This window comes from Psychrobacter sp. ANT_H56B (assembly GCF_008369245.1).
GTDB lineage: Bacteria > Pseudomonadota > Gammaproteobacteria > Pseudomonadales > Moraxellaceae > Psychrobacter > Psychrobacter cryohalolentis.
This window is the reverse complement of record NZ_VOBF01000001.1, coordinates 642,142-663,651: the sequence shown is the minus strand read 5'-3', so window position 1 is coordinate 663,651 and position 21,510 is coordinate 642,142. Positions and strand designations below refer to the sequence as shown.

The window sequence follows — 21,510 nt, the reverse complement described above, 5'->3', positions numbered from 1 at the left end:
TACTTGTGATTATAGAGCGATACCAATAAGGATTTTCCCCTACAGCCCATATTTCACGGACAAAAAAAAGCCCCAGTCGTTAGACTGGGGCTTTCTAAATATTTGGTAGGCATAAGCAGACTCGAACTGCTGACCTCTACCATGTCAAGGTAGCGCTCTAACCAACTGAGCTATACGCCTATTTAGGTTGAGTATTCTATCAAGTTCCCACTATTTTGCAAGCCTTTTTTATAATAAAACTGCCTTATTATTGTGATCTTGCGATTGGGCTTTGTATCGACACTCAAATAAGGATTTTTATGTAGTTTTAATTGCTATAATAGAATTATAATTTAGTTTTTATTGTCAATAGCGATAAGTCTCTTGGTACTGGGCAGTCTAGTAACACTATTGCAGATAATAGAAAAACAACTCTGATGATAATCAAATAGTATCTAATAAAGTTAAGTTAACAGTGAAAGGGTTAGGAGCACCGTATGGGCTTATTGGTCGATGGGCACTGGCAGGATAAATGGTATGATACAGCATCTAGCGGTGGACGCTTTGAGCGAGAAGATGCAGGCTTTAGAAATTGGGTAACGTTAGATGGTAGTGTTGGTCCATCGGGTCAAGGTGGTTTTCAAGCCGAAGCCAACCGTTATCATTTATATGTCTCTTTGGCATGTCCATGGGCAAATCGCACCACGATTTACCACAGACTCAAAGGTTTAGAAGATATTATTTCGATGTCTGTGGTTCATCCCTTTATGGGCGATAAAGGTTGGACGTTTGCAGAGGGTGTAGGTGTTGTCGCTGACCCTATTATCAATGCAAGTTATCTATATGAAGTTTATCTCGCGGCAAAGCCAAATTATACGGGACGGGTGACAGTACCGGTATTATGGGATAAAAAGACCAATACCATCGTCAGCAATGAATCTGCTGAGATTATTCGTATGTTTAACTCAGCTTTTGATGACGTTGGGGCAGTAGCTGGCGATTTTTTACCATCCGATGCGATAGTAGAAATTGATGAGATAAATACATTTGTCTATGATGCTATCAATAATGGTGTCTATAAAGCTGGTTTTGCGAGCACGCAAGCTGCTTATACAGAAGCGGTCGTTGCACTATTCGCTGCGCTAGATACGTTAGAGGTGCGTTTGGCAGACCAACGTTACTTAATAGGTAATACAATAACTGAGGCGGATTGGCGCTTATTCACGACCTTGGTGCGTTTTGATGCCGTTTATGTTGGACACTTTAAATGTAATATTCGGCGCATCGTTGATTATCCCAATCTTTGGGGCTATCTGCGTGATTTGTATCAAGTATCGGGTATTAAAGACACCGTGAATATGGAACATATCAAAGCACATTATTACATCAGTCATGCAACGATTAATCCAACTGGAGTGATACCGGTTGGTCCTATTATTGACTTTGATAAGCCGCATGGGCGAGCATATTTATAGAGTGCTATTTTATAAAATGCTGTTTGAGTTTTTGGGATAAAGAAATAAAAAACCGTACCCGCTGCTATAAAGTCGCGGGTACGGTTTTTTTAGTATAGCCGGTCCTAAGTAAAAGAAATACAAATATAATAAGGTACTACTGGGGTTAATTTTTCTTGCTTGCTGTGCCTACGCAGACAGAGGCTGCGAATAATTAGACCCAGTAGTTCTGTACCCTTTTAAAAGTGGATTAACTATATATAAAAATATGCTGAAATTAAGCGTTATTCAGCTGTCTTGCCGCTTCTAATGCAAAATAGGTCAAGATACCATCGGCACCTGCACGGCGGAAGCCAATGAGTGATTCTAAAATCACCGCATCCGTGAGCCAGCCGTTTTGAATCGCTGCCATATGCATGGCATATTCACCAGAGACTTGGTATGCAAACGTTGGTACACCAAAGGTGTTTTTGACTTCACGGATTAAATCCAAGTATGGCTGACCCGGTTTAATCATCACCATATCCGCGCCTTCATTAATGTCCATGGCAACTTCGTGTAGCGCTTCAGCACGATTACCAAAGTCCATCTGATACTGCTTCTTATGCCCACCTTTTAAATTGCCCGCACTACCGACCGCATCACGGAATGGACCGTAATAAGCAGAAGCGTATTTTGCTGAATACGCCATGATAGCGGTATTCACAAAACCTTCAGCTTCAAAAGCATCACGCATGGCTTTGATACGACCATCCATCATATCGCTAGGAGAGATGATGTCGGCACCGGCGCGGGCATGAACCAATGCCTGCTTGACCAACACCTCAACCGTTGCATCGTTTACGACATAGCCTGATTCATCCAGCAAGCCATCTTGACCGTGTGAAGTATAAGGGTCCAATGCCACATCGGTCATGACGACCATCTCTGGCACAGCATCTTTGACCGCTTTTACCGCACGTGCAGTGAGAGCGTTTTCATCATAAGCAGAGCTACCATCAGGGGTTTTTAGTGAGTTATCAATTACTGGGAAGATATCGATGGTCGTGACGCCTTCACTTAACAAGTCCTTGGCGTGCTTAATGAGCAGGTCTATCGACAAGCGCTCAACCCCCGGCATACTAGCGATTTGTTGACGCTCATTAGTACCTTCTAATACAAAAACGGGCGCGATAAAGTGCTTGGGATGCAGCTCAACTTCACGAATCATCGCCCGTATATTGTCGTTATAACGCAAACGACGTAGGCGAGTTTCAGGGAATTGGCGGTTAAAAGTATAAGTCATATTGTTTCCTTATCTGAATGGCAATCACGGTTATTTTTTTAATTACTGAGGTTTTTAATGAGATTTCTATTGAGGTTTTTAAAAAGATACGTCACACAATGTCAATACTATACCCAATACCAGCTATGAAAAGCAAAAGCACTCTCAAAAGCAAAAAGCCCTACCGACTTACTATAATGAGTCAGTAGGGCTGATTGTAATTATCGAATATCAACGCGATAAAAGTACGTCACGCGCTTAGGGCTTTATAAAGATTTATGGCTCAATAATCTGCGTGACTGGTACTTGCTCAACACTGACTTCTTTAATGCGAGTCTCTTTTGAGGTGGTTTCTTCAGTAATCACCCCGAGAGCAGCATCAGTCTTGCCATCGTTATTGACATCGACCACAGCCGTTGGCTTAAAGGTCGATTTTTCTACTGGCTGTGCCTGTTTAATGGCGAGGGCTTCTTGAGCAGAAACCACACGCGCAGAACTTGCCGCATCGATAGCATCAGTAGCTTTTGCCTTGTTACTATTGGCAGCTGCATTGACTACTTGTACCAGATTTCTATGTTGCGGTACAGGAATCACGGTAGGTACATCTAGATTGGCACCACCACCCAATACTTGATAAAGCTCGATTTGGCTGATGATTTTCTGCAGCTCTAAATCCAAAATGCCTTGCTGTGTTGAAAATAACGAACGCTGAGCATCAAGAACGTCTAGATAGTTTGAGATACCTGCTTTAAAGCGCGCATCAGCAATCTGATACGTTTGCTCAAAGTTGTCTTGCAAACGATACTGCGCCTCTAACTGCTCGCCCAAAGTTGCACGGGTAGCTAAGACATCCGACACTTCACGGAAAGCGGTTTGAATTGAGCGCTCATAGCCTGCAAGCGTCTGCTTACGCTCGATTTGTGCCACATCATAATTGGCATCTAAACGACCAGCATTAAAGATAGGCACACTAACGCTTGGACCGAATGACCAGCCGACAGAACCACTTTTGAATAGGTCATTCAAACTGCCGCTGCTCAAGCCAACATTACTGGCTAAGCTGATAGAAGGGTAGTAAGACGCACGCGCCACTTCGATATTCGCACCAGCTGCTTTTAGATTATACTCTGCTTGCAACACATCAGGACGATAGCGTAGCAGCTCACTTGGCAAGCCAGCACTAAATACTTGCTGACTTGTGATATTACTGACCGCAGGCGTTGGAATCAGATTGGTTGGAATTGGTCCACCAACTAAAAACTGCAATGCATTACGTGATTTTAAAATACTGCTTTGGGCACGTAAAACGGCAAGTCGAGCATTTTCAAGTGAGGCACTAGATTGTAAAGAGGGCAGCTTAGGATCAATACCGGCTTCAAAGCGTTTGCTAGCAATAAATAGCGATTTCTCACGGCTCTCTACAGTCGCTTCTGCCAGTTGTAGCTGCGCCAAGCTATAGCTCAAATTAGCATAGCTTTGAGCAATGTTGCTAATCAGACTGATCTGGGTCGCGTCTTTTGCCGCTGTCGTTGATAAAAAGTTCTGCAACGCTTGATCTTTTAAGCTGGCAATTTTACCCCAAAAGTCGAGCTCATAATTGGCAAGACCAAGGTTAACATTATAGTTATCGCCTGTTTGTCCGCGTTGACGCGCGCGCGAATAGCCAGCATTACCATCAATGCGAGGTAGGTCATTGATATCAGTAATTTGATATTGTGCACGGGCTTTTTCAATCGCTAAACGCGCACTCTCAAAGTCTTTATTGTTCTCTAAACCTAGAGCAATCAGACCCTTTAAACGCTCGTCGCTGTAAAAGTTCTGCCAGCGCTGACTAGCAAGACTGGCTTGCTCAGCGCTACTAACAGTTTCTTTATCAAACGCGCCATAGGTTTGTTCGATCGGAATATTAGGCACCGCCAATACAGAACGTGTATCAGCCTTTGGAATGGTATTACAAGCCGCCATGCTGAATGCCAAAGCCGTTAAGCCAAGCAAACGGCCACTGTTTTTGCGTAAGCGTGATAGCGTTGGTTGGGCGTTGGTAGCAGAAAATGCCACCGTCGCTGAGTTAAAGGTCGTTATTTTTTGAACACTCATTGTGTATTATCTCCAAGGCTTACAGGCTGATAATTCTCAGAAGGCATCGGCTCTATTGGCTCAGGTGCGCTGCCATTGCTATCATTATCTCTATCGTTTGGCTTGTTGTTCTCATACTTGTGCGGGAACATACTACGTACCCAGATATAGAACATCGGAATAAAGAAGATACCTAGTAATGTTGCAGTGACAACACCACCGACCACACTGGTACCAATGGCATTTTGACTACCAGAACCGGCACCTGTAGCGATGAATAATGGCACAACACCGAGACCAAAGGCAAGCGAGGTCATAATAATAGGACGCAGACGCTGACGTGCAGCGGTCATGACGGCCTCTTTTAGGGTATAACCTTCCGCTTGATGGTCCCTTGCAAACTCGATAATCAAGATGGCATTCTTGGCTGAGAGCCCAACCACCGTGAGTAGACCGACTTGTAAGTAAACATCATTGGATAAACCACGGATCCAAGTAAATAGAACCGCCCCTAATACCCCAAGCGGAATGACTAACAGTACTGAGAATGGAATTGACCAGCTTTCATACAAGGCAGCAAGACATAAGAATACCACTAAGATTGAGATAGCATATAGCATCGGCGCTTGGGCACCTGATTTTTTCTCCTCTAATGATAGACCTGTCCATTCATAACTGATGCCGTCTGGTAGCTGTGCAACCATGGCTTCCATGGCCTCCATTGCTTCGCCAGTACTAAGACCAGGGGCTGCACTACCTTGGATATTCATTGACGCCAAACTGTTATAGCGCGTGAGACCCGGTGAACCAGTTTCCCATTTACTACTAGAGAAAGCATCAAATGAGATCATCTCGTTGCTGTCATTACGGACATACCATTTACCGATATCATCAGGATTGGTACGGCTACTAGGCTCACCTTGCACAAACACGCGCTTAACACGACCACGGTCGACGAAGTCGTTGATATAACTTGAACCCCATGCGGTTGAGATCACACTATTGATATTTGCCATGGACAAACCATAAGCGGCGGCTTGTTCTTGGTTGATATCAATTTTAAGCTGCGGCGCATCTTCTTGTCCGTTTGGACGTACACCAGCTACTTTATCGTTTTGCGCGGCCATGCCAAGGAGCATATTGCGCGCCTCTAACAAACCTTCGTGCCCGACGCTACCTGAATCTTGGAGCATCAAGTCAAAGCCACTAGAATTACCAAGCCCACTAATCGCTGGGGGGATGATATTAAAAACAGTTGCTTCGTTGATTTGGGTAAAGAAATAACCTTGTGCACGATCAGAAACTGCTCGCGCAGTATTTTCTTCACCCTTACGATCTGCCCAGTCATTCAATTTAACGAAGGCAATACCAACGTTTTGTCCTTGTCCAACAAAACTAAAGCCCGCAATAGTAAACGCTGACGCCACATTATCTGGCTCTTGACCACTATAGTAAGCGCTGACTTTATCGAGTACCGCTTGCGTCTCATTTAGTGTCGAACCAGCAGGCAGCTGTACGGCGGTAAACATGATGCCCTGATCTTCTTCTGGTAAAAACGAGCCAGGAATACGCAAGAACACCACTGCCATAATACCGATAATGGCAGCATAGACAATCAGATATAACCATTTAAAACGGAAACTTTTACCGACAAATTTTTCATAAGATTGACTTGTTTTAGTAAAAGAGCGGTTAAACCAACCAAAGAAGCCTTTTTGATTTTCGCTATTGCCTTTTTCATGACTTTTACTACGTTTCAGTAACGTCACACAAAGGGCAGGGGTAAAGATAAGTGCAACCAGTGCCGACAGTACCATACTGGTAATCAAGGTAATGGCGAACTGACGATAAATGACACCCGTTGAGCCCCCGAAGAATGCCATCGGAACGAATACCGCTGATAAGATAAGCGCGATACCGACAACAATTTTACTAATCTCACCCATTGATTGTATCGTAGCGTCTTTAATAGAAATATGGGGGTCTTCTTCCAGTAACCGCTCGACGTTTTCTACCACGACAATCGCATCATCGACCAATAGACCGATGGACAGTACCATCGCAAACATGGTTAAGACGTTAATACTAAACCCTGCAATATACAGTACTGCAAACGTACCTAGTAGTACCACAGGTACGGCAAGCGTTGGAATAATAGTCGCGCGCCAGTTCTGTAAGAAAAGGAACATGACGATAAATACTAATACGATCGCTTCTATTAAGGTCTTGACCACTTGTTCGATAGACAAACGTACGAATGGAGTCGTGTCGTAAGGAATAACTGATTTTAGACCGATAGGGAAATTTGCTTCTAATTCAGCAACTCGATTACCGACCAATTCGCGCGTTTCAAGCGCGTTCGCACCACTTGCGAGTGATACGGCAAGACCTGCGGCTTGTTGGCCATTAAATAAGGCAATAGTACTATAATCTTCACTACCAATTTCAACCTTTGCAACATCGCCTAAGCGTACTTGAGCCCCTGATGTATCGGTTTTTAGTAGAATATTCTTAAACTCGTCAGGTGTTTTTAGATAGCTCTGTACAGTGACGGTCGCATTAATAACTTGCTCATCGACGTCAGCAGGCGCTTGACCTAATTGACCCGCTGATACTTGCGCGTTTTGCGCTCGTACAGCATTGACGATATCAGATGGCACCAAGCTATAGCCACGTAAGCGTTCAGGATCTAGCCAGATACGCATGGCGTAAGAGGCACCAAACGCTTGAACTTGTCCAACGCCTTCAACACGGCTGAGCTGATCCACGACATTAGAGTTGATGTAATCGCCGATATCAGCAGGATCCATACTACCGTCTTCAGAGACAAAGCCAAACACGGCTAAGAACCCTTCAGAGGCTTTATTAACGTTGACGCCTTGACGCTGTACTTGCTCAGGCAGTGAGCTCATCGCAGCCTGTAATTTGTTCTGTACCTGAACCTGTGCGGTATCAGAATCTGTACCGTTCTCAAAGAACAGCTGTACAGAGGCACTGCCGTTTGATGAACTTGATGACTTCATATACATCAAGCCATCGAGACCCTTCATGCGCTGTTCAATAATCTGTACCACTGAGTTTTCAACGGTTTCAGCGTTCGCACCAGGGTAGCTGGCACTGACCGTGACGGTTGGTGGCGCAATCGCCGGATACTGCTCAATCGGCAAGTTGATAACCGATATTATCCCGATAAGCATGACTAAAATAGCCATCACCCATGCAAAAATAGGGCGATCAATAAAAAAACGTGACATAGTAAATCCCTAAGTCTTCCTAGCTTTGAATGGAATTATTTGGCAGCTGATTGTGCAGCTTGCTGCGGTGTTTTGGCAGCAGCCTCTTTTGCAACAGGCGCAGGGTTTGGATTTTCTAATGGCTTCGCAATAACCTCTTGTTCAGGCTTCACTTTTGCGCCACCAATAATCACTACTTTATCGCCAGCTTGAAGACCGTCAGTGACTACCCATTGTCCTTGATAAGTACCATTAATCGTAACCGGACGAACTTGGATCTTGTTGTTTTCATCAACGATATAAACTTGCGTCTCGCTTTTGGTCGAGCGCATCACGGCGCTTTGAGGAACAAGTGCTGCGTTGGTGATCACGCTTTGAGTTAAGCGAGCGCTGACATACATACCGGGTAATAGGATATTGCTGTTATTTGGGAAGACTGCACGTAATGTCACAGCCCCTGTTGATTCATCGACTTTCGCTTCTGACAATGCCAACTCGCCACGTACAGGATAGGTTGAACCATCTTCTAACACCAATTCAACTGAGTTCATGCCAGTTTTTGCTTTGCCTGCAGAGATCTGCTGACGCAATTTAAGCAGTTCAGAAGATGATTGACTGATATCGACATAGATAGGATCTAGGCGTGAGATAGTTACTAAAGGAGTAGGTTGACCTGAGCTAACCAATGTACCGGCAGTGACGCTAGAGCGATCTGTACGACCTGAGATAGGCGCACGTACGATGGTACGATTGAGATCTAAAGTGCTCGCTTGCAAGCCAGCTTTAGCGGTTTGAATGCCCGCTTTTGCGCTTTCAATACCGGCTTGTGATTGACCGATAGCAGCATTGGCGCTTTGGACAGCTGCTTGTGCAGTACGCACAGCGGTTTGTGCTTGATCGTATTGCTGCTTTGAGATGGCATCAATAGCCACCAAACCTTGCAGACGTTGCAAATCATTTTGTGCTTGTGATAATGACGCTTGACGGCTGGCCAAATCCGCTTTTGCATTGGCATTATTAGCCAATGCCGTCTGATAGTTGGCTTCTGCTTGGGCTATTGCTGCCTGACCACTGGTAATAGACGTCGCATAGTTATCCGTATTGATGCGATATAAAGGTTGACCTTTTTTGACGTTGCTGCCCTCACGGAACAACACTTCGTCGATAATGCCATTCACCTGTGGGCGGACATCAGCGGTTTGATAAGCCGCTGTACGTCCAGCAAAAGTCTGTACTTGTGGTACGGTATCAAAAGTAACAGTCTGAACGTTGACGACGGAGGGCGGCATTTGTTGCTGTGCCGCCGCCGCGTCGCCAGCGGCATCCTCTTTTTTGTCACAGCCAACCAGTACAGCTCCAGATAGTACAGTTGCTATTACAAGCGCAAGATAAGAGTGCTTCATCAATGTCCTCGGCAATATAAATATCATATAATAAATAGTGACAGTATAAAAAGTTTATGGATACATCTTAACGTAGAAAATATAAAAAACTAATAGGCATTTATCGTTATCACAGTACATCGAATGTTCAATAACCGGATAAGTAAATTTAATAAGAGATTATAAACTATAGGGTATACCCCACAGTCAAGGCGAAAAAAACCGTTTCTGGCGGCTATCATTGCCGTTTATGATAATAAAAGATTAGAACCTATTGAAAACACAAGCATTACGCTAAAAATGAAGGGCAAAATTTACATTGTCTAGTCAGGGATAACATTGTTAAATTTTGTTTATTTAAAAAATATAGAAGTGCATTATTAATAAAGGGAGACAAATAAGAAGCAATATTTAGTCTGTTCAGAAAAACATTGCTATAGCAATAATTAAGTAAAAATTTAGCAACAAAAAGATTTAACTGCTTATATCAATATAAGCAGTATCGATTTGAGTCTTATCAATGTAGTAGCAATATAAATAATAACTAAGCGTTGTTATTTGATAATTATAATAAGCGAGCGTTGGCAAGTTCAGTCAGCTGGTATAGGCCCTGACGATAGCGATTATCCGGCAAACTGCTGAGTGCTTGTTGGGCAAGCTTTGTTTCTTCTAAAGCCCGCTGTTTACAATAATCTAGTGAGCCTGAATGTCGTACTAAGGCGATTAACTGTTCTGCATTAGGTGTTTTGCCGGTTTGGACGGCGATACGCAGCTGCTCATAGCCTTCTTTGTTGCTGCCTTTTAATAGCTCTAGCGCTTTAATAGTAGGTAGGGTAGGTTTGCCTTCAGCTAGATCATCGCCGAGATTTTTACCCATCAGCGCACTATCGCCACTGTAATCAAGCACGTCATCGACAATTTGAAAAGCATTGCCAAAGTGCTGACCAAAATCAGCCAACGCTTGCAAATGCTGCGTTTGACCTTGCAAAATCGCAGCGCCTTGAGTTGCCATCATAAATAACCGTGAAGTCTTACCATCGATGATATTGAGGTAATCTTGCTCAGTTGCTTCGGGATTATGCTGATGCTGCAGTTGTAATACTTCACCTTCAGCAATATCACAAGTACCGTCTGAAAACACTTGCAATAGTGGCAAGCTTTGAAAGCCCACCAATAAATTAAAAGCACGAGCAATCAAATAATCGCCGACCAAGACAGCTGTCGCATTATCCCAAGTGGCATTGGCAGTAGGCTTACCACGGCGCTGTCCTGATTCATCAATAACATCATCATGTACCAAGGTTGCCGTATGCAGCATCTCAGTAATCGCTGCCAAATGCATGGCTTGCTTCGATGGCTCATCATTAAGCATTCGCGCGCATAACAAGGTAATTAATGGGCGCATACGTTTGCCGCCAGCGTTAATCACGTGCTGTGAGACATTCATCACTAGCTTAACTTTGGAATTAAGGCTGCCAAACACTTGTTTGTCCATAATATCGAAATCATCAGCCACAATGCTCTGGATATCAGCATAGGTTGGTGTAGACGATAGATTGACTGATGGCGCGGTAGACAATGGCGCAGCGGTTTTAGATAAAGGAGTACAAGTCATAATAGATAATCATACCAATAAAAATAAAGAATATTTTAATAGCGATACTTTTAATAGTGATACTTAGCAAAGCCAGCGTTTTATGCATGATAGCATAGCTGTCTAGTGATATTGTTGATTTAAGTATAGCAAAATGCGATACGGCGCTTGAGGTTCAGGCGAATATTACAGCGTTTATTATGGCGAAAATCAGCAAATCACTGGTAAGTAGCTATTAGCAGCTAAGTGATCCAAACAACGATGACTAATGAATAGATACTTATTACATGTCTATTTACAAAAAACTGTAAGTATCTGATTAGATAAGCTATAATAGCCGCTGTTGGATTTTAACCACTATCTCTGCGTGTTATTAGGCAGTCTATATTAATAGCGATATACATTGCGCTGATTAATCAATGACATTGTGTCTGATACAAGTATAGATTTTTGGTATCACCACCATACAAAAACAAGAGGTGCGGCTTGCTTTTATCAGCAAAAAGCCGTAAAATCTTGCCTTTAATTTTTCCCTGTCGTGTTCGTCGTCGAAGTGTTGGTATGATATCAGCCACGGCACACGGGTTAAACGGAGTCATACAATGTACGCAGTAATCAAAACTGGTGGTAAACAGCACCGTGTAGTCGTTAATGAATTGCTTAAAGTTGAATTACTTAAAGCAGAAACAGGCGAAACAATCAAATTTGAAGATGTGTTGATGATTGTTGATGGTGAAACTGTCAAGATCGGTCAGCCTATCGTTGAAGGCGCTAGTGTTGAAGTTGAAGTTGTTGAGCATGGTCGCGGCGAAAAAATCCGTATCGTCAAGCACAACCGTCGTAAGCATTATCACAAAGAGCAAGGTCACCGCCAATGGTATACCTTGTTAAAAATCAAAGCGATTAATGCTTAATTAACGATTATCAGTTTATTGATAATTAATAACGCACTAAAAGCTTAAGAGTTGTCGCATTAGCGATAAGTCACATTAACAAGGAGATTTTCTCATGGCACATAAAAAAGCTGCCGGTTCAAGCCGTAACGGTCGTGATTCAAACCCAAAAATGCTAGGCGTAAAAATCTTTGGCGGTCAAGCCATCGTCGCTGGTAACATCATCGTTCGTCAACGTGGTACAGAATTCCACGCTGGCGAAGGTGTTGGCATGGGTCGTGACCATACTTTATTTGCACTAAATGACGGTGTGGTAAAGTTTGCGACCAAAGGTAAATTTAACCGTCGTTATGTGATGGTTGAAAGCGCCTAGTTGCCCATCTAGATTGTTTTATCTTTTAGATAAAATAATTTGATGACTAAAAAAGCCCTTATTACCGTTTGGTAGTAGGGGTTTTTTATGCTTATAAGCTTATGTTAACCACTGATTAAAACGGTTAAAACTACAATAAAGGCTATTTATTACTTTGTAACTGTTGTATTTACAAGCCTGTATGCCAGCAGTAGTAATGATTGCAAATCATGACTAGGCGCGTAATAAAAAAACTGGCACACTGTCCTCATTGTTTTATCACACTGGTTTTGTACTCGTATGATAAACATTTACCGAAAACAAAAATTTGATAAAACGTTTTATTTTTATGCTATTTTGCATTTTTAGAGAGGATTTATAATGACTTTACTGACTAATCAATCGACCAAACAGACAACAACGCTAAAACAAAAGATGATGGGCGGAGCATTGGCAGGCGTCTTAATGACTACGCTTGGCGTCGCAGCGCCTATGATGGCGATAACGCAATCGGCGACAGCAGCGCCAGCTGACAATATAACGGCAGCTAAGCGTTTAAACAAGCTGTTGACCAATACTAAGAGCATGACGGCCAACTTTAGCCAGACGACTAAAGGCGCTAATAGTGGTACGTTCAGTGGTACCATGAGCGTGCAACGTCCAAATAATTTCCGCTGGGAAACCAAGTCACCGTCAGAGCAGCTGATTGTGGCAAATGGTAGCTCGATGTGGGTTTATGATAAGGACTTGGAGCAAGCCACTAAACAAAACGTAGACAGCCAAGTGGGTAATACGCCAGCGCTATTACTATCAGGTGATCCAAGTAAAATCGATAAGAACTTTAAAATCACCCAGCCGTATGCCAATAAAAACTACTATGTGCTGTATCCAAAGTCAGATAGTGCTAGCTTTAAAAGCTTATCAATGAGCTTTAGCGGTGGCAAGCCTGTGATGATGGTGTTAAATGATAGCTTAGGACAGACTACTTCTATTAAATTTAGCGGTATCAAAATGAACCCAAGCATTAGCAGCAATCAGTTTAAGTTTACACCGCCAAAAGGTGTTGATATTATCAATCAGTAGAAGTGATCAGCATTTTATTCATTAAGCTAGCTGATTAGAATAATAAAAAAGGACATACCTAATAGGCGTGTCCTTTTTTATTGAGCAAGAGTATTTTATCGGATTTATTTAAGAGGATGCTCTGATACTGTCTATCTCTGGCATGGGCGGTAGCTCATCTAAATGGCTCAGTCCAAAAGCATCTAAGAATTGAGACGTAGTATGCAGTAATGCCGGACGCCCTAAAGTATCTTTGTAACCATTTTCTTCAATCCAGCCTTTATCAAACAATTGACGCAATATGTTGCTCGATAGCGTCACGCCGCGCACATGTTCTATATCGCTACGTGTCACCGGTTGCTTGTAAGCAATCACGCTCAAAGTCTCTAGCAAGGCTTGGCTGAGACGTTCTTGACGCTGCGGAAAGACACTCTGTATTAATGCACTATGGCTATCAGAGATTTGTAAGCGATAACCACTGGCAGTATGATGCAAACTTAATACGCCAAGATTTAAGCGTTGCTTTAGCAGTTCTAGTGCCTGCTCTAACTTATTAGTCGTCAAGGAGAGATGTTTTTTTAAGTGATTAGTAGTTAAGGGTGCTTCTGAAGCATGAAGTAAAACTTCAATCTGTTTACTTATGTCTTCAATAGATAGTAGGTGGTCTTTAGGGTCGTCTATATCTGCCATTTCAATATAATCTTCTTCAGTTTAATGATTTTAGACTTACTATAAAGCCAGTTAGGATTATGCTAACCATTCTAACGTCAATTTTCCGAGTAAATCGCTATGAGTCGGCAGGCTGATATCAGCGTTATTTGCTGTGTTAACACGACTGTCCGTATTATTAGCAACCACACCAATGAGTTGGCGCTTGATTAATTCAAGCACCGCGACAAAGCTGACCACCACACCTATTTTTCCTTGGGCTTTATCTAATAGTTCATAAAAAGAGCGCGTGCCGTTCATACTCAGTTGGCGACTGATACTAGCGATACGATCAGCAAGTGGCACAGCATCGACCTTGATGCTATGCATCTGATAGTCGGGTTGCAGCTGCATCTTAAACAAGCTATCAATCAATAGAATAGGTGAATAGCTTGGCAGCTCAGCATTCATAATGTCTTGGCTTGGCATACTGACCATCGCCAAAAACACATCGCGCTCTAGTCGGATTAAATTGTCTAAACGTTGACTGGCAGCTTTGACTTGGGCATATTCTTCAAGACGCTCAATCAGCTCAGCTTTTGGATCGCGCTCATCACTAGGTGTTTCTGGTTTAGGAAGTAACAACTCAGTCTTGATCGCAATCAAGGTTGATGCCATCAATAGATAATCACCGGCCAACTCAAAGTGCTCGGTATCTAATTCGCTGATGTAAGCCAAGTATTGCTCAGTGATAGGCAGTATTGGCATTTGCGTCAGATCAACGTTGTTTTTTTTGACCAGATATAATAAAAAATCTAACGGTCCAGCAAATTGCTCTAACCAAATAGCAAATGCTTGTGGTGGCACGTAAAGATCTTCTGGTAAATGCTGTACAGGCGTCTGATAGATACGCAGAGACATATCATGAATCTCTGCGCTAGACTCAATTAATCGCTTACTTTGCATGATAGCAGTCTATGGTCATCGTAAATAATAATTTACTTAAGTTTGGCAAGTGGGCGGATACCAATAGCGCGGCGGGTCTTATCCAGTTGCTTACGACTATGACGGCGGGCTTTTTCTGCACCCATCTGTAGGATTTCTTCTAGCTCTTTTGGATTTGCCATCAGTTCCTCATAACGTGCGCGGAATGGGGCAACTTCATCATTGATTTTATCAAACAACGCTTGTTTGGCATCGCCCCAGCCAATACCAGCGGCAAACTGCGCACGCATATCGGCAATCTCAGTAGGCGTTGCAAAGGCTTTATAAATCTCGAAAATAGCAGAGTCATCAGGGTCTTTTGGCTCAGCAGGCAACTGCGAGTTGGTGACGATCTTCATAATGGCTTTATGCATCTGCTTTTCACTGCTAACTTGTGGATTTAGATCACCAAATAGAGGAATGGTATTGCTATAGCTCTTACTCATTTTACGCCCGTCAAGACCTGTGAGTAGTGGGATATCGTCATCTACAACAGCAGATGGTAGCGTAAACAGTGACTTATAGCGATGATTAAAAGTACCGGCAATATCACGTGCCATCTCAATATGCTGAATTTGGTCACGACCAACAGGCACATGCGTAGCATTGAACATCAAGATATCGGCTGCCATCAGTACCGGATAGCCGAACAGCCCCATGTTAACACCTTGATCGGGATCAACATCTTCCTTTTCCATATTGATATCGACTGACGCTTTATAAGCGTGCGCACGATTCATCAGACCTTTTGCACATGAGCAGTTCAATATCCAAGCAAGTTCTGGGATTTCAGGCACGTCTGATTGACGATAAAAAGTCACGCGCTCAGGGTCAAGACCGCAGGCAATCCAAGTTGCTGCAATGGCTTTGGTCGATTCATGAATAATATCAGGGTCATAACAACCAATAATACCGTGATAATCTGCTAAAAAGAAAAATGCTTCGTCGTCACTGTTTTGGATAGACTGAATCGCTGGACGAATCGCGCCAACGTAATTACCCAGATGTAGGGTGCCAGTCGGTTTGATACCAGTAAGGATGCGTTTGGCTGCTGAGCTATTAATAGTAGGTTGGCCGTCAGAAATCTGATTATTACTCATGGGAAATCCGTTATTTATTGATCAAGTTATTATAAATTTATGGTTATATATCTGCTGATAATAGCAAAAAATATTAGCTGTAAATTATAGCAAATTTTGCCAGTGATTTTCGTGGGAATAAAAGCTTACTTATAGATATCTCTACGACCTTCGGGACCATTTTTAAAACGGCGATGGAACCACATCCACTGAGTGGGATCAATACGAATCAAGCCTTCTAGTACTTCATTAACGCGAGTCGCGTCAGCCACTTCGTTATCACTTGGATAGTTCTCCAGCTCTGGCGTAATCGTCAGATGATAATGGGGGCGTTTGCCACGTGGCAAATTATCTGGCGTCTGTCGATAAGTATGCAGCGCCATTACCGCTGGTGGATGCTCTTTATTGCCTAAGGTTGCCAATCGCCGCGTTGCCGTCAGAGTTGCTGCTGGTACGCCAAAGAATGGCGCCATGACCCCTTGTTTTAGACCATAATCTTGATCCGGTGAATACCAAATCACACGACCCTTTTTAAGAGAGCCAACGAGGCTACGCATATCACGGTTGGAGATTTGTTTACTCAGAATACTTGTGCGCCCATTATAAATGAACCAATCAAGCAATGCGTTATTTTGCGGACGATACATACCATCCATTGGGAAGAACTGGGTACAGAGCATCCCGCCAAGATCAAGCATCGTATAATGGGCACCCAATAAGATGACCGCGCGACCCTCATTTTGTGCATTCACAAGGTGCTGTAACCCTGAGATAGACACTGTACGGGTAAAAACATTCGGACGGAACCAAGCGCATAAAGTTTCAAATACGCCAATGCCCTGATTGACAAAGACTTGCTTTGCCATGAGCTCACGTTCCACTTCTGGCTTTTCTGGAAATGCCAGTTTGAGGTTAATTAAGGTATCACGACGGCGTGAGCCTACGACACTATAGATCAAAATACCAAGCTTGCGACCGAGCCAAAATTGCCACCGTAGCGGTAGATAAATCAGCGGCAAAAAAATAGCAAATAATAGCCAAATACCCCAATATTTAGGCATTAAAAACTGCCATTCAAAAGGTTTCTTTTCTGCTTGATCGGTCTGCTTATGCGTTTGGGTAATCGTCGGTGTGCCAACAGGTAGAGCCGGAGATTTAGCAGGCGGCTGTATACTTGGTGGCGGCATGCTGCTCTTTGAGGCAGATTTGCTAGGATCGTATTGTTCAGGCGCTTTCATAAGACTGTTACTAGTAATGAAAAGTTATGATTATGATGGGGTAGTAAGCGAGACTTTGCAAGGTGATTTATCCTTTGTTAAGACAGATTTATAGGCAAGATAGTTATATATGAAAATCGTTTTTTATAAAAGCATCAGGCATAAAAAAACCTTATAAGCTGCGGACAGCTTATAAGGTTTTGCAAATCTATTCTTATATTTAATGCTGCAGCTGTTGCTCTGAGATAAAGACAGCAGTTGCAGAAATATAAGAGATAGCTTTGATTAACGTTTTGAGAATTGTGGACGTTTACGTGCTTTACGTAGACCCAATTTCTTACGTTCAACTTGACGTGAATCACGAGTAACAAAGCCAGCTGCTTTTAGAGCAGGTTTGTTAGATTCGTCAAGCTCAATCAATGCACGCGTAATGCCGTGACGGATTGCGCCAGCTTGACCACTAATACCGCCGCCTTTTACAGTGATGTAAAGGTCATAAGCAGTAGGGGTATCAAGTAATTCTAAAGGCTGACGAACAACCATGCGCGACGTTTCGCGACTGAAATACTCATCAAGTGGTTTGCCGTTAACAACGATGCTACCAGTACCTTTCGCTAAAAAGACACGAGCGGTAGAAGTTTTGCGGCGACCAGTTCCGTAATTGCGTTCCATAAGTGTATCCTTAGATGTCTAGTGCTTTAGGTTGCTGTGCTTCATGTGGATGTTCAGTACCCGCATAAAGTTTCAGCTTCTTGATCATCGCATAGCCAAGAGGACCTTTTGGAAGCATACCCTTAACCGCTTTGTGTAGAACATCTTCAGGCTTATGTGCAAGCAGTTTACTGAAGTTGGTTTCTTTAATACCACCTGGGTAGCCACTGTGACGATAGTACTTTTTATCTTGCGCTTTTTTACCCGTTACCGTGATTTTGTCAGCGTTGATGACAACAATAAAGTCACCAGTGTCAACGTGCGGCGTAAAAGATGGCTTATGCTTGCCACGTAAGCGAGTAGCGATTTGAGTGGCTAAGCGACCAAGGGTTTTGCCGTCAGCATCTACGACATACCAGTCATGGGTCACTTCAGCTGGTTTTGCACTAAGTGTTTTCATGATAAAACCTTAAAATTAGAATTCGTTGAGAGTTTAGCTGGGAACGGGGCTCTCAAAAAACAGACTGCACATTATAAGCAGTAGCGCCTACGCTTGCAAGCTGCATTGGGGTTTATTTTCGCCTTATATACATTAAACTGCAGCGTTGGCCAGTTTTTTAGCGGTTTTAAACATTTATAAATTTTATTAACAGAATTCATTAACCGGACAATTATGACGATAATAGACGATAAAGTCCAGCAACAACTTGTCCAACTTTGGTCTGTTTCAGACAATCAAAATACAATGTTTGTGATTCATCGTTTTTTTGCAGCGCTAGCGTGGTATTAAAAACCGTTGCCAGTTGGCTCAATTGCTCATCTAAATCTTTATCCGCTTCTAGGTAGATAAGCGTGTCTGTATTGATTAGATTTTGGGTAAACAAAGTGGTCAAAATAGATTGCCATAAATCCTTAGCATAAGGTGGATCTATAAACACGATATCAAAGGGACGCGGTACAAGCTGCTTTTGTTGTAGAACTTGTTCGGCTGTGCCCTGAATGATTTTATGGTTATCACTATCAAGACGTAACATCTCGGCACTTTGGCGTAGCATTTGAGTTTGGGCGGCATTCATTTCAATAAAAATACAATGAGCAGCACCGCGCGATAAGGCTTCAAAACCTAAGACGCCGCTACCGGCGCAGCTATCGAGCACTTGAGCGTCATGAATATCAGAAATCAGCCAATTAAATAAGGTCTCACGTAGCCGGTCTGGGGTCGGACGTAATCCTTCTGCATCAATAAAACGTACGATACGGCGTTTAAACTGACCACCGATAATACGTACATCACCAGCCGTGATAGATTTGGTTTTTTGATTTTTATTAGGCTTACGCGCGCTTGAAGATTTTTTCATAAAATTAGCTTAGTTATCTACTCTATACTGAATATGTTAGTCAGAAGTCGCTGTCGTTGTAGCGGTTTGAGCCTGTTCTTTTGCGGCTTCTAGTGCTTTGTCTTCTTTTTCACGTATCGCATCACGCATGGCTTTCTCAAATGTTTTTTGCCGTTTAATAACCTTTAGCTGATCAGCAGTGGGCGGCAAAATAGGATTGGTGTCGCGCTGTAATACCCAATAATCAAACAAGGCTCGCCCAATAGGCGCAGCAACGACACTACCACCACCGCCGTTTTCGACCAATACCGCTAGGGCGATTTGTGGATCTTCTACTGGCGCAAAGCCATTAAACCAAGCGTGATCCCAGTGGCGCTTATCCAGCGCGGATTTGTTATAGCTTTTACCCTGAGCAATGGATTTTACTTGCGCGGTGCCCGTTTTACCGGCGATACGATAGCGCGGTGTGTATATACCGCGTCCAGTACCTGCCTTGACCGTTTGCTCCATAGCATCATGCATACGCAGCCAGTCAGATGGTTTGCCATTATAATCAATCTTGCCATCCGGTTTGGTGATGACATCGACTGCTGCCGCACCGTCACTACTTTTTAAGAGATGCGGAGTAATATGAAGACCTTTACTCGCTGTCATGGCCGTTGCATTGGCAATCTGTAGTGGCGTCGCTAAGAAATAGCCTTGACCAATACTGACAGAGATGGTCTCACCCGGTAACCAACCCTTATCGTACGTGTCTTTTTTCCACTTTGGTGAAGGCATAATTCCGGATTTTTCATTGGGCAAGTCAATGCCAGTTTCTTCGCCAAAGCCAAAACGTACCATCCAGTCATGTAAGCGCTGAATGCCCATCTCATACGCCAATTTATAATAATAAGTATCGACTGACATTACGATTGATTTTTTGAGATCGACGGTACCATGACCACCTTTTTTCCAATCACGAAAGCGGTGGGAGTCACCTGGCAGGCTAAAATAACCTGGGTCGTAGATAGTGGTTTCCCAGTTACGTAGACCATAATGAATACCGCCTAGGGCTTCAAAGGGCTTGATGGTTGAACCCGGTGGATAAGTACCTTGTAGGGCACGGTTATAAAGCGGCTGATCCAAATCTTCACGCAGATCATCATAGTCTTTAAATGAGATGCCGGAGATGAAGGGGTTTGGGTCATAACTTGGATTACTGACAAAGGCTAGTACATCGCCGGTTTTGGGGTCTATTGCCACAATGGCACCGCGCCTGCCATCAAGCTGCTGCTGCGCCACAACCTGCAACCCATAATCTAAACTTAAGGTGATGTCGTTGCCAGCGATTGGTGGCTTAGTATCGAGTTGACGCAGCACATTGCCGTGCGCGTTGGTTTCTACTGACTGATAACCGGGTTGCCCAAGTAAAATATCTTCATAATAATCTTCGATCCCAATCTTACCGATAAGGTCGGTACCGGCATAGCGATCTTTATTAATTCTCTTCGATTCTTTGTCGTTAATACGTCCGATATAGCCAATAACATGGGCAAAAAGTTCATCATACGGGTATGAGCGTGTGAGCTTACTTTGGATGCTAACACCGCGAAAAAAGGGTTTGCGTTCACTAAACTGCGCCAGCTGCGCCTCGGTTAAGTCAATCTTGATGGTTACCGGATCATTTTTACTTTTACTCACACGCGCCAAAATATCGGTGATATTTTCATCCGTCAAATCAAAGATGGGCGCGAGTAATTGTAAGGTACGCTCAGGGTTTTCGACTTCATCAGGGCTGAGCATAGCAGTAAAAACCGGCTGATTGTCAGCGAGGATAACGCCATTGCGATCATAAATATAACCACGACTTGGTGGGGCAGAAATCAATTTGATGCGATTGTTGTCTGCTTGGGTCGTATATTTATCGTGAGCAAAAACTTGCAGAAATCCATAACGTACTATTAGCCCTAGCAAGCCCACAAATATGATTAATCCAAGAATAAGAATGCGACTGGTGAAAATGCGATTGACCTGTTCGGTATCAGGAGTGAGCGGTTTGTTCATATAAAGTCAGTACCCAAACAGTCAGTGAGACAATAAATCAAAAAGTTATCAAAGGAGGTATTTATGAAGTAGCAGTCGACCATGTCAAATATCATGTAGACAAAGCGAGGTGAGCATAAAGGATAAGTTAAGGACTTTCAACAACATAGCGTGATATAAGAAGCATTCAATATCTGAAATATTATCATCATAGACCTACAAACATCTCGCAAACGACAACGGCAAATTATAACAGATCAAAAGCAATGACGCAGTAGAC

At 43.1% G+C, this 21,510-nt stretch carries 17 protein-coding genes and 1 tRNA gene; 4 read left to right on the top strand and 14 right to left on the bottom strand.

The features are described 5' to 3' along the window. Nucleotides 1–103 precede the first annotated feature (103 nt). Nucleotides 104–180 (bottom strand) — tRNA-Val (locus tag FQ082_RS02665). A gap of 296 nt (nt 181–476) precedes the next feature. Between FQ082_RS02665 and FQ082_RS02660 the strand changes: the two genes are divergently transcribed. Then, on the top strand, nt 477–1,454 hold the full coding sequence (locus FQ082_RS02660) for a glutathione S-transferase family protein (RefSeq protein ID WP_149491933.1): 978 nt from the start codon (nt 477–479) through the stop codon (nt 1,452–1,454). A gap of 256 nt (nt 1,455–1,710) precedes the next feature. Here the strand turns inward: FQ082_RS02660 and hemB are convergent, their stop codons facing one another. The 5 genes from hemB to FQ082_RS02635 form a co-directional block, all read right to left on the bottom strand. Beyond that, nucleotides 1,711–2,718, bottom strand: a complete 1,008-nt coding sequence (hemB, locus tag FQ082_RS02655) for a porphobilinogen synthase (RefSeq protein ID WP_149491932.1) — start codon at nt 2,716–2,718, stop codon at nt 1,711–1,713. Nucleotides 2,719–2,973: 255 nt separating this feature from the next. Beyond that, nucleotides 2,974–4,794 (bottom strand): efflux transporter outer membrane subunit, encoded by a 1,821-nt coding sequence (locus tag FQ082_RS02650; protein WP_149491931.1) that lies wholly within the window; start codon nt 4,792–4,794, stop codon nt 2,974–2,976. Then, on the bottom strand, nt 4,791–8,027 hold the full coding sequence (locus FQ082_RS02645; RefSeq protein WP_149491930.1) for an efflux RND transporter permease subunit: 3,237 nt from the start codon (nt 8,025–8,027) through the stop codon (nt 4,791–4,793). Before FQ082_RS02645 ends, FQ082_RS02650 begins: the two co-directional genes overlap by 4 nt. A gap of 35 nt (nt 8,028–8,062) precedes the next feature. Next, nucleotides 8,063–9,409: an efflux RND transporter periplasmic adaptor subunit gene (locus tag FQ082_RS02640; protein ID WP_149491929.1), complete on the bottom strand. Its 1,347-nt coding sequence runs from the start codon at nt 9,407–9,409 to the stop codon at nt 8,063–8,065. A 544-nt stretch (nt 9,410–9,953) separates the two neighbouring features. Further along, nucleotides 9,954–10,883 carry a polyprenyl synthetase family protein gene (locus FQ082_RS02635; protein ID WP_223145339.1) on the bottom strand — a complete coding sequence of 310 codons (930 nt, stop codon included), beginning with the start codon at nt 10,881–10,883 and terminating at the stop codon, nt 9,954–9,956. Between the two features lie 701 nt (nt 10,884–11,584). Here FQ082_RS02635 and rplU point away from each other — a divergent pair. The 3 genes from rplU to lolA all read left to right on the top strand — a co-directional run bounded on the left by rplU (nt 11,585) and on the right by lolA (nt 13,310). Then, nucleotides 11,585–11,896 (top strand): 50S ribosomal protein L21, encoded by a 312-nt coding sequence (gene rplU, locus FQ082_RS02630; protein WP_011280837.1) that lies wholly within the window; start codon nt 11,585–11,587, stop codon nt 11,894–11,896. 94 nt (nt 11,897–11,990) lie between these two features. Continuing rightward, the gene (rpmA, locus tag FQ082_RS02625; RefSeq protein ID WP_010199200.1) at nt 11,991–12,248 is read left to right on the top strand and encodes a 50S ribosomal protein L27; all 258 of its coding nucleotides are present in this window, start codon (nt 11,991–11,993) and stop codon (nt 12,246–12,248) included. 360 nt (nt 12,249–12,608) lie between these two features. Next, complete coding sequence (gene lolA / locus FQ082_RS02620) at nt 12,609–13,310, top strand: outer membrane lipoprotein chaperone LolA (RefSeq protein ID WP_149409638.1); 702 nt, start codon at nt 12,609–12,611, stop codon at nt 13,308–13,310. A gap of 108 nt (nt 13,311–13,418) precedes the next feature. Here the strand turns inward: lolA and scpB are convergent, their stop codons facing one another. The 8 genes from scpB to mrdA all read right to left on the bottom strand — a co-directional run bounded on the left by scpB (nt 13,419) and on the right by mrdA (nt 21,251). Beyond that, nucleotides 13,419–13,979, bottom strand: a complete 561-nt coding sequence (scpB, locus tag FQ082_RS02615; protein ID WP_149491927.1) for an SMC-Scp complex subunit ScpB — start codon at nt 13,977–13,979, stop codon at nt 13,419–13,421. A gap of 57 nt (nt 13,980–14,036) precedes the next feature. Beyond that, on the bottom strand, nt 14,037–14,903 hold the full coding sequence (locus tag FQ082_RS02610; RefSeq protein ID WP_149491926.1) for a segregation and condensation protein A: 867 nt from the start codon (nt 14,901–14,903) through the stop codon (nt 14,037–14,039). A gap of 32 nt (nt 14,904–14,935) precedes the next feature. Further along, nucleotides 14,936–16,021, bottom strand: a complete 1,086-nt coding sequence (locus FQ082_RS02605; RefSeq protein ID WP_149491925.1) for a tryptophan--tRNA ligase — start codon at nt 16,019–16,021, stop codon at nt 14,936–14,938. Between the two features lie 125 nt (nt 16,022–16,146). Then, nucleotides 16,147–17,238: a lipid A biosynthesis acyltransferase gene (locus FQ082_RS02600; RefSeq protein ID WP_149491924.1), complete on the bottom strand. Its 1,092-nt coding sequence runs from the start codon at nt 17,236–17,238 to the stop codon at nt 16,147–16,149. 264 nt (nt 17,239–17,502) lie between these two features. Further along, nucleotides 17,503–17,889, bottom strand: a complete 387-nt coding sequence (gene rpsI / locus FQ082_RS02595; protein WP_011514071.1) for a 30S ribosomal protein S9 — start codon at nt 17,887–17,889, stop codon at nt 17,503–17,505. 10 nt (nt 17,890–17,899) lie between these two features. Continuing rightward, nucleotides 17,900–18,328, bottom strand: a complete 429-nt coding sequence (gene rplM / locus FQ082_RS02590) for a 50S ribosomal protein L13 (protein WP_010199223.1) — start codon at nt 18,326–18,328, stop codon at nt 17,900–17,902. Between the two features lie 211 nt (nt 18,329–18,539). Next, nucleotides 18,540–19,226, bottom strand: a complete 687-nt coding sequence (gene rsmD, locus FQ082_RS02585) for a 16S rRNA (guanine(966)-N(2))-methyltransferase RsmD (RefSeq protein ID WP_020443836.1) — start codon at nt 19,224–19,226, stop codon at nt 18,540–18,542. A 36-nt stretch (nt 19,227–19,262) separates the two neighbouring features. After that, a complete protein-coding gene (gene mrdA, locus FQ082_RS02580) occupies nt 19,263–21,251 on the bottom strand; it encodes a penicillin-binding protein 2 (protein ID WP_149491923.1) in 1,989 nt (662 codons plus the stop codon). Between the last annotated feature and the right edge of the window lie 259 nt (nt 21,252–21,510).

Excerpts from the sequence above, each read along its gene's own strand:
- FQ082_RS02610 (WP_149491926.1), bottom strand. The coding sequence starts at position 14,903 with ATGCAAAGTAAGCGATTAATTGAGTCTAGCGCAGAGATTCATGATATG.
- rplU (WP_011280837.1), top strand. The coding sequence starts at position 11,585 with ATGTACGCAGTAATCAAAACTGGTGGTAAACAGCACCGTGTAGTCGTT.
- rsmD (WP_020443836.1), bottom strand. The coding sequence starts at position 19,226 with ATGAAAAAATCTTCAAGCGCGCGTAAGCCTAATAAAAATCAAAAAACC.
- mrdA (WP_149491923.1), bottom strand. The coding sequence starts at position 21,251 with ATGAACAAACCGCTCACTCCTGATACCGAACAGGTCAATCGCATTTTC.
- FQ082_RS02640 (WP_149491929.1), bottom strand. The coding sequence starts at position 9,409 with ATGAAGCACTCTTATCTTGCGCTTGTAATAGCAACTGTACTATCTGGA.
- scpB (WP_149491927.1), bottom strand. The coding sequence starts at position 13,979 with ATGGCAGATATAGACGACCCTAAAGACCACCTACTATCTATTGAAGAC.
- FQ082_RS02600 (WP_149491924.1), bottom strand. The coding sequence starts at position 17,238 with ATGAAAGCGCCTGAACAATACGATCCTAGCAAATCTGCCTCAAAGAGC.
- FQ082_RS02660 (WP_149491933.1), top strand. The coding sequence starts at position 477 with ATGGGCTTATTGGTCGATGGGCACTGGCAGGATAAATGGTATGATACA.
- rplM (WP_010199223.1), bottom strand. The coding sequence starts at position 18,328 with ATGAAAACACTTAGTGCAAAACCAGCTGAAGTGACCCATGACTGGTAT.
- rpsI (WP_011514071.1), bottom strand. The coding sequence starts at position 17,889 with ATGGAACGCAATTACGGAACTGGTCGCCGCAAAACTTCTACCGCTCGT.
- FQ082_RS02635 (WP_223145339.1), bottom strand. The coding sequence starts at position 10,883 with ATGGACAAACAAGTGTTTGGCAGCCTTAATTCCAAAGTTAAGCTAGTG.
- FQ082_RS02645 (WP_149491930.1), bottom strand. The coding sequence starts at position 8,027 with ATGTCACGTTTTTTTATTGATCGCCCTATTTTTGCATGGGTGATGGCT.
- rpmA (WP_010199200.1), top strand. The coding sequence starts at position 11,991 with ATGGCACATAAAAAAGCTGCCGGTTCAAGCCGTAACGGTCGTGATTCA.
- FQ082_RS02605 (WP_149491925.1), bottom strand. The coding sequence starts at position 16,021 with ATGAGTAATAATCAGATTTCTGACGGCCAACCTACTATTAATAGCTCA.
- FQ082_RS02650 (WP_149491931.1), bottom strand. The coding sequence starts at position 4,794 with ATGAGTGTTCAAAAAATAACGACCTTTAACTCAGCGACGGTGGCATTT.
- hemB (WP_149491932.1), bottom strand. The coding sequence starts at position 2,718 with ATGACTTATACTTTTAACCGCCAATTCCCTGAAACTCGCCTACGTCGT.
- lolA (WP_149409638.1), top strand. The coding sequence starts at position 12,609 with ATGACTTTACTGACTAATCAATCGACCAAACAGACAACAACGCTAAAA.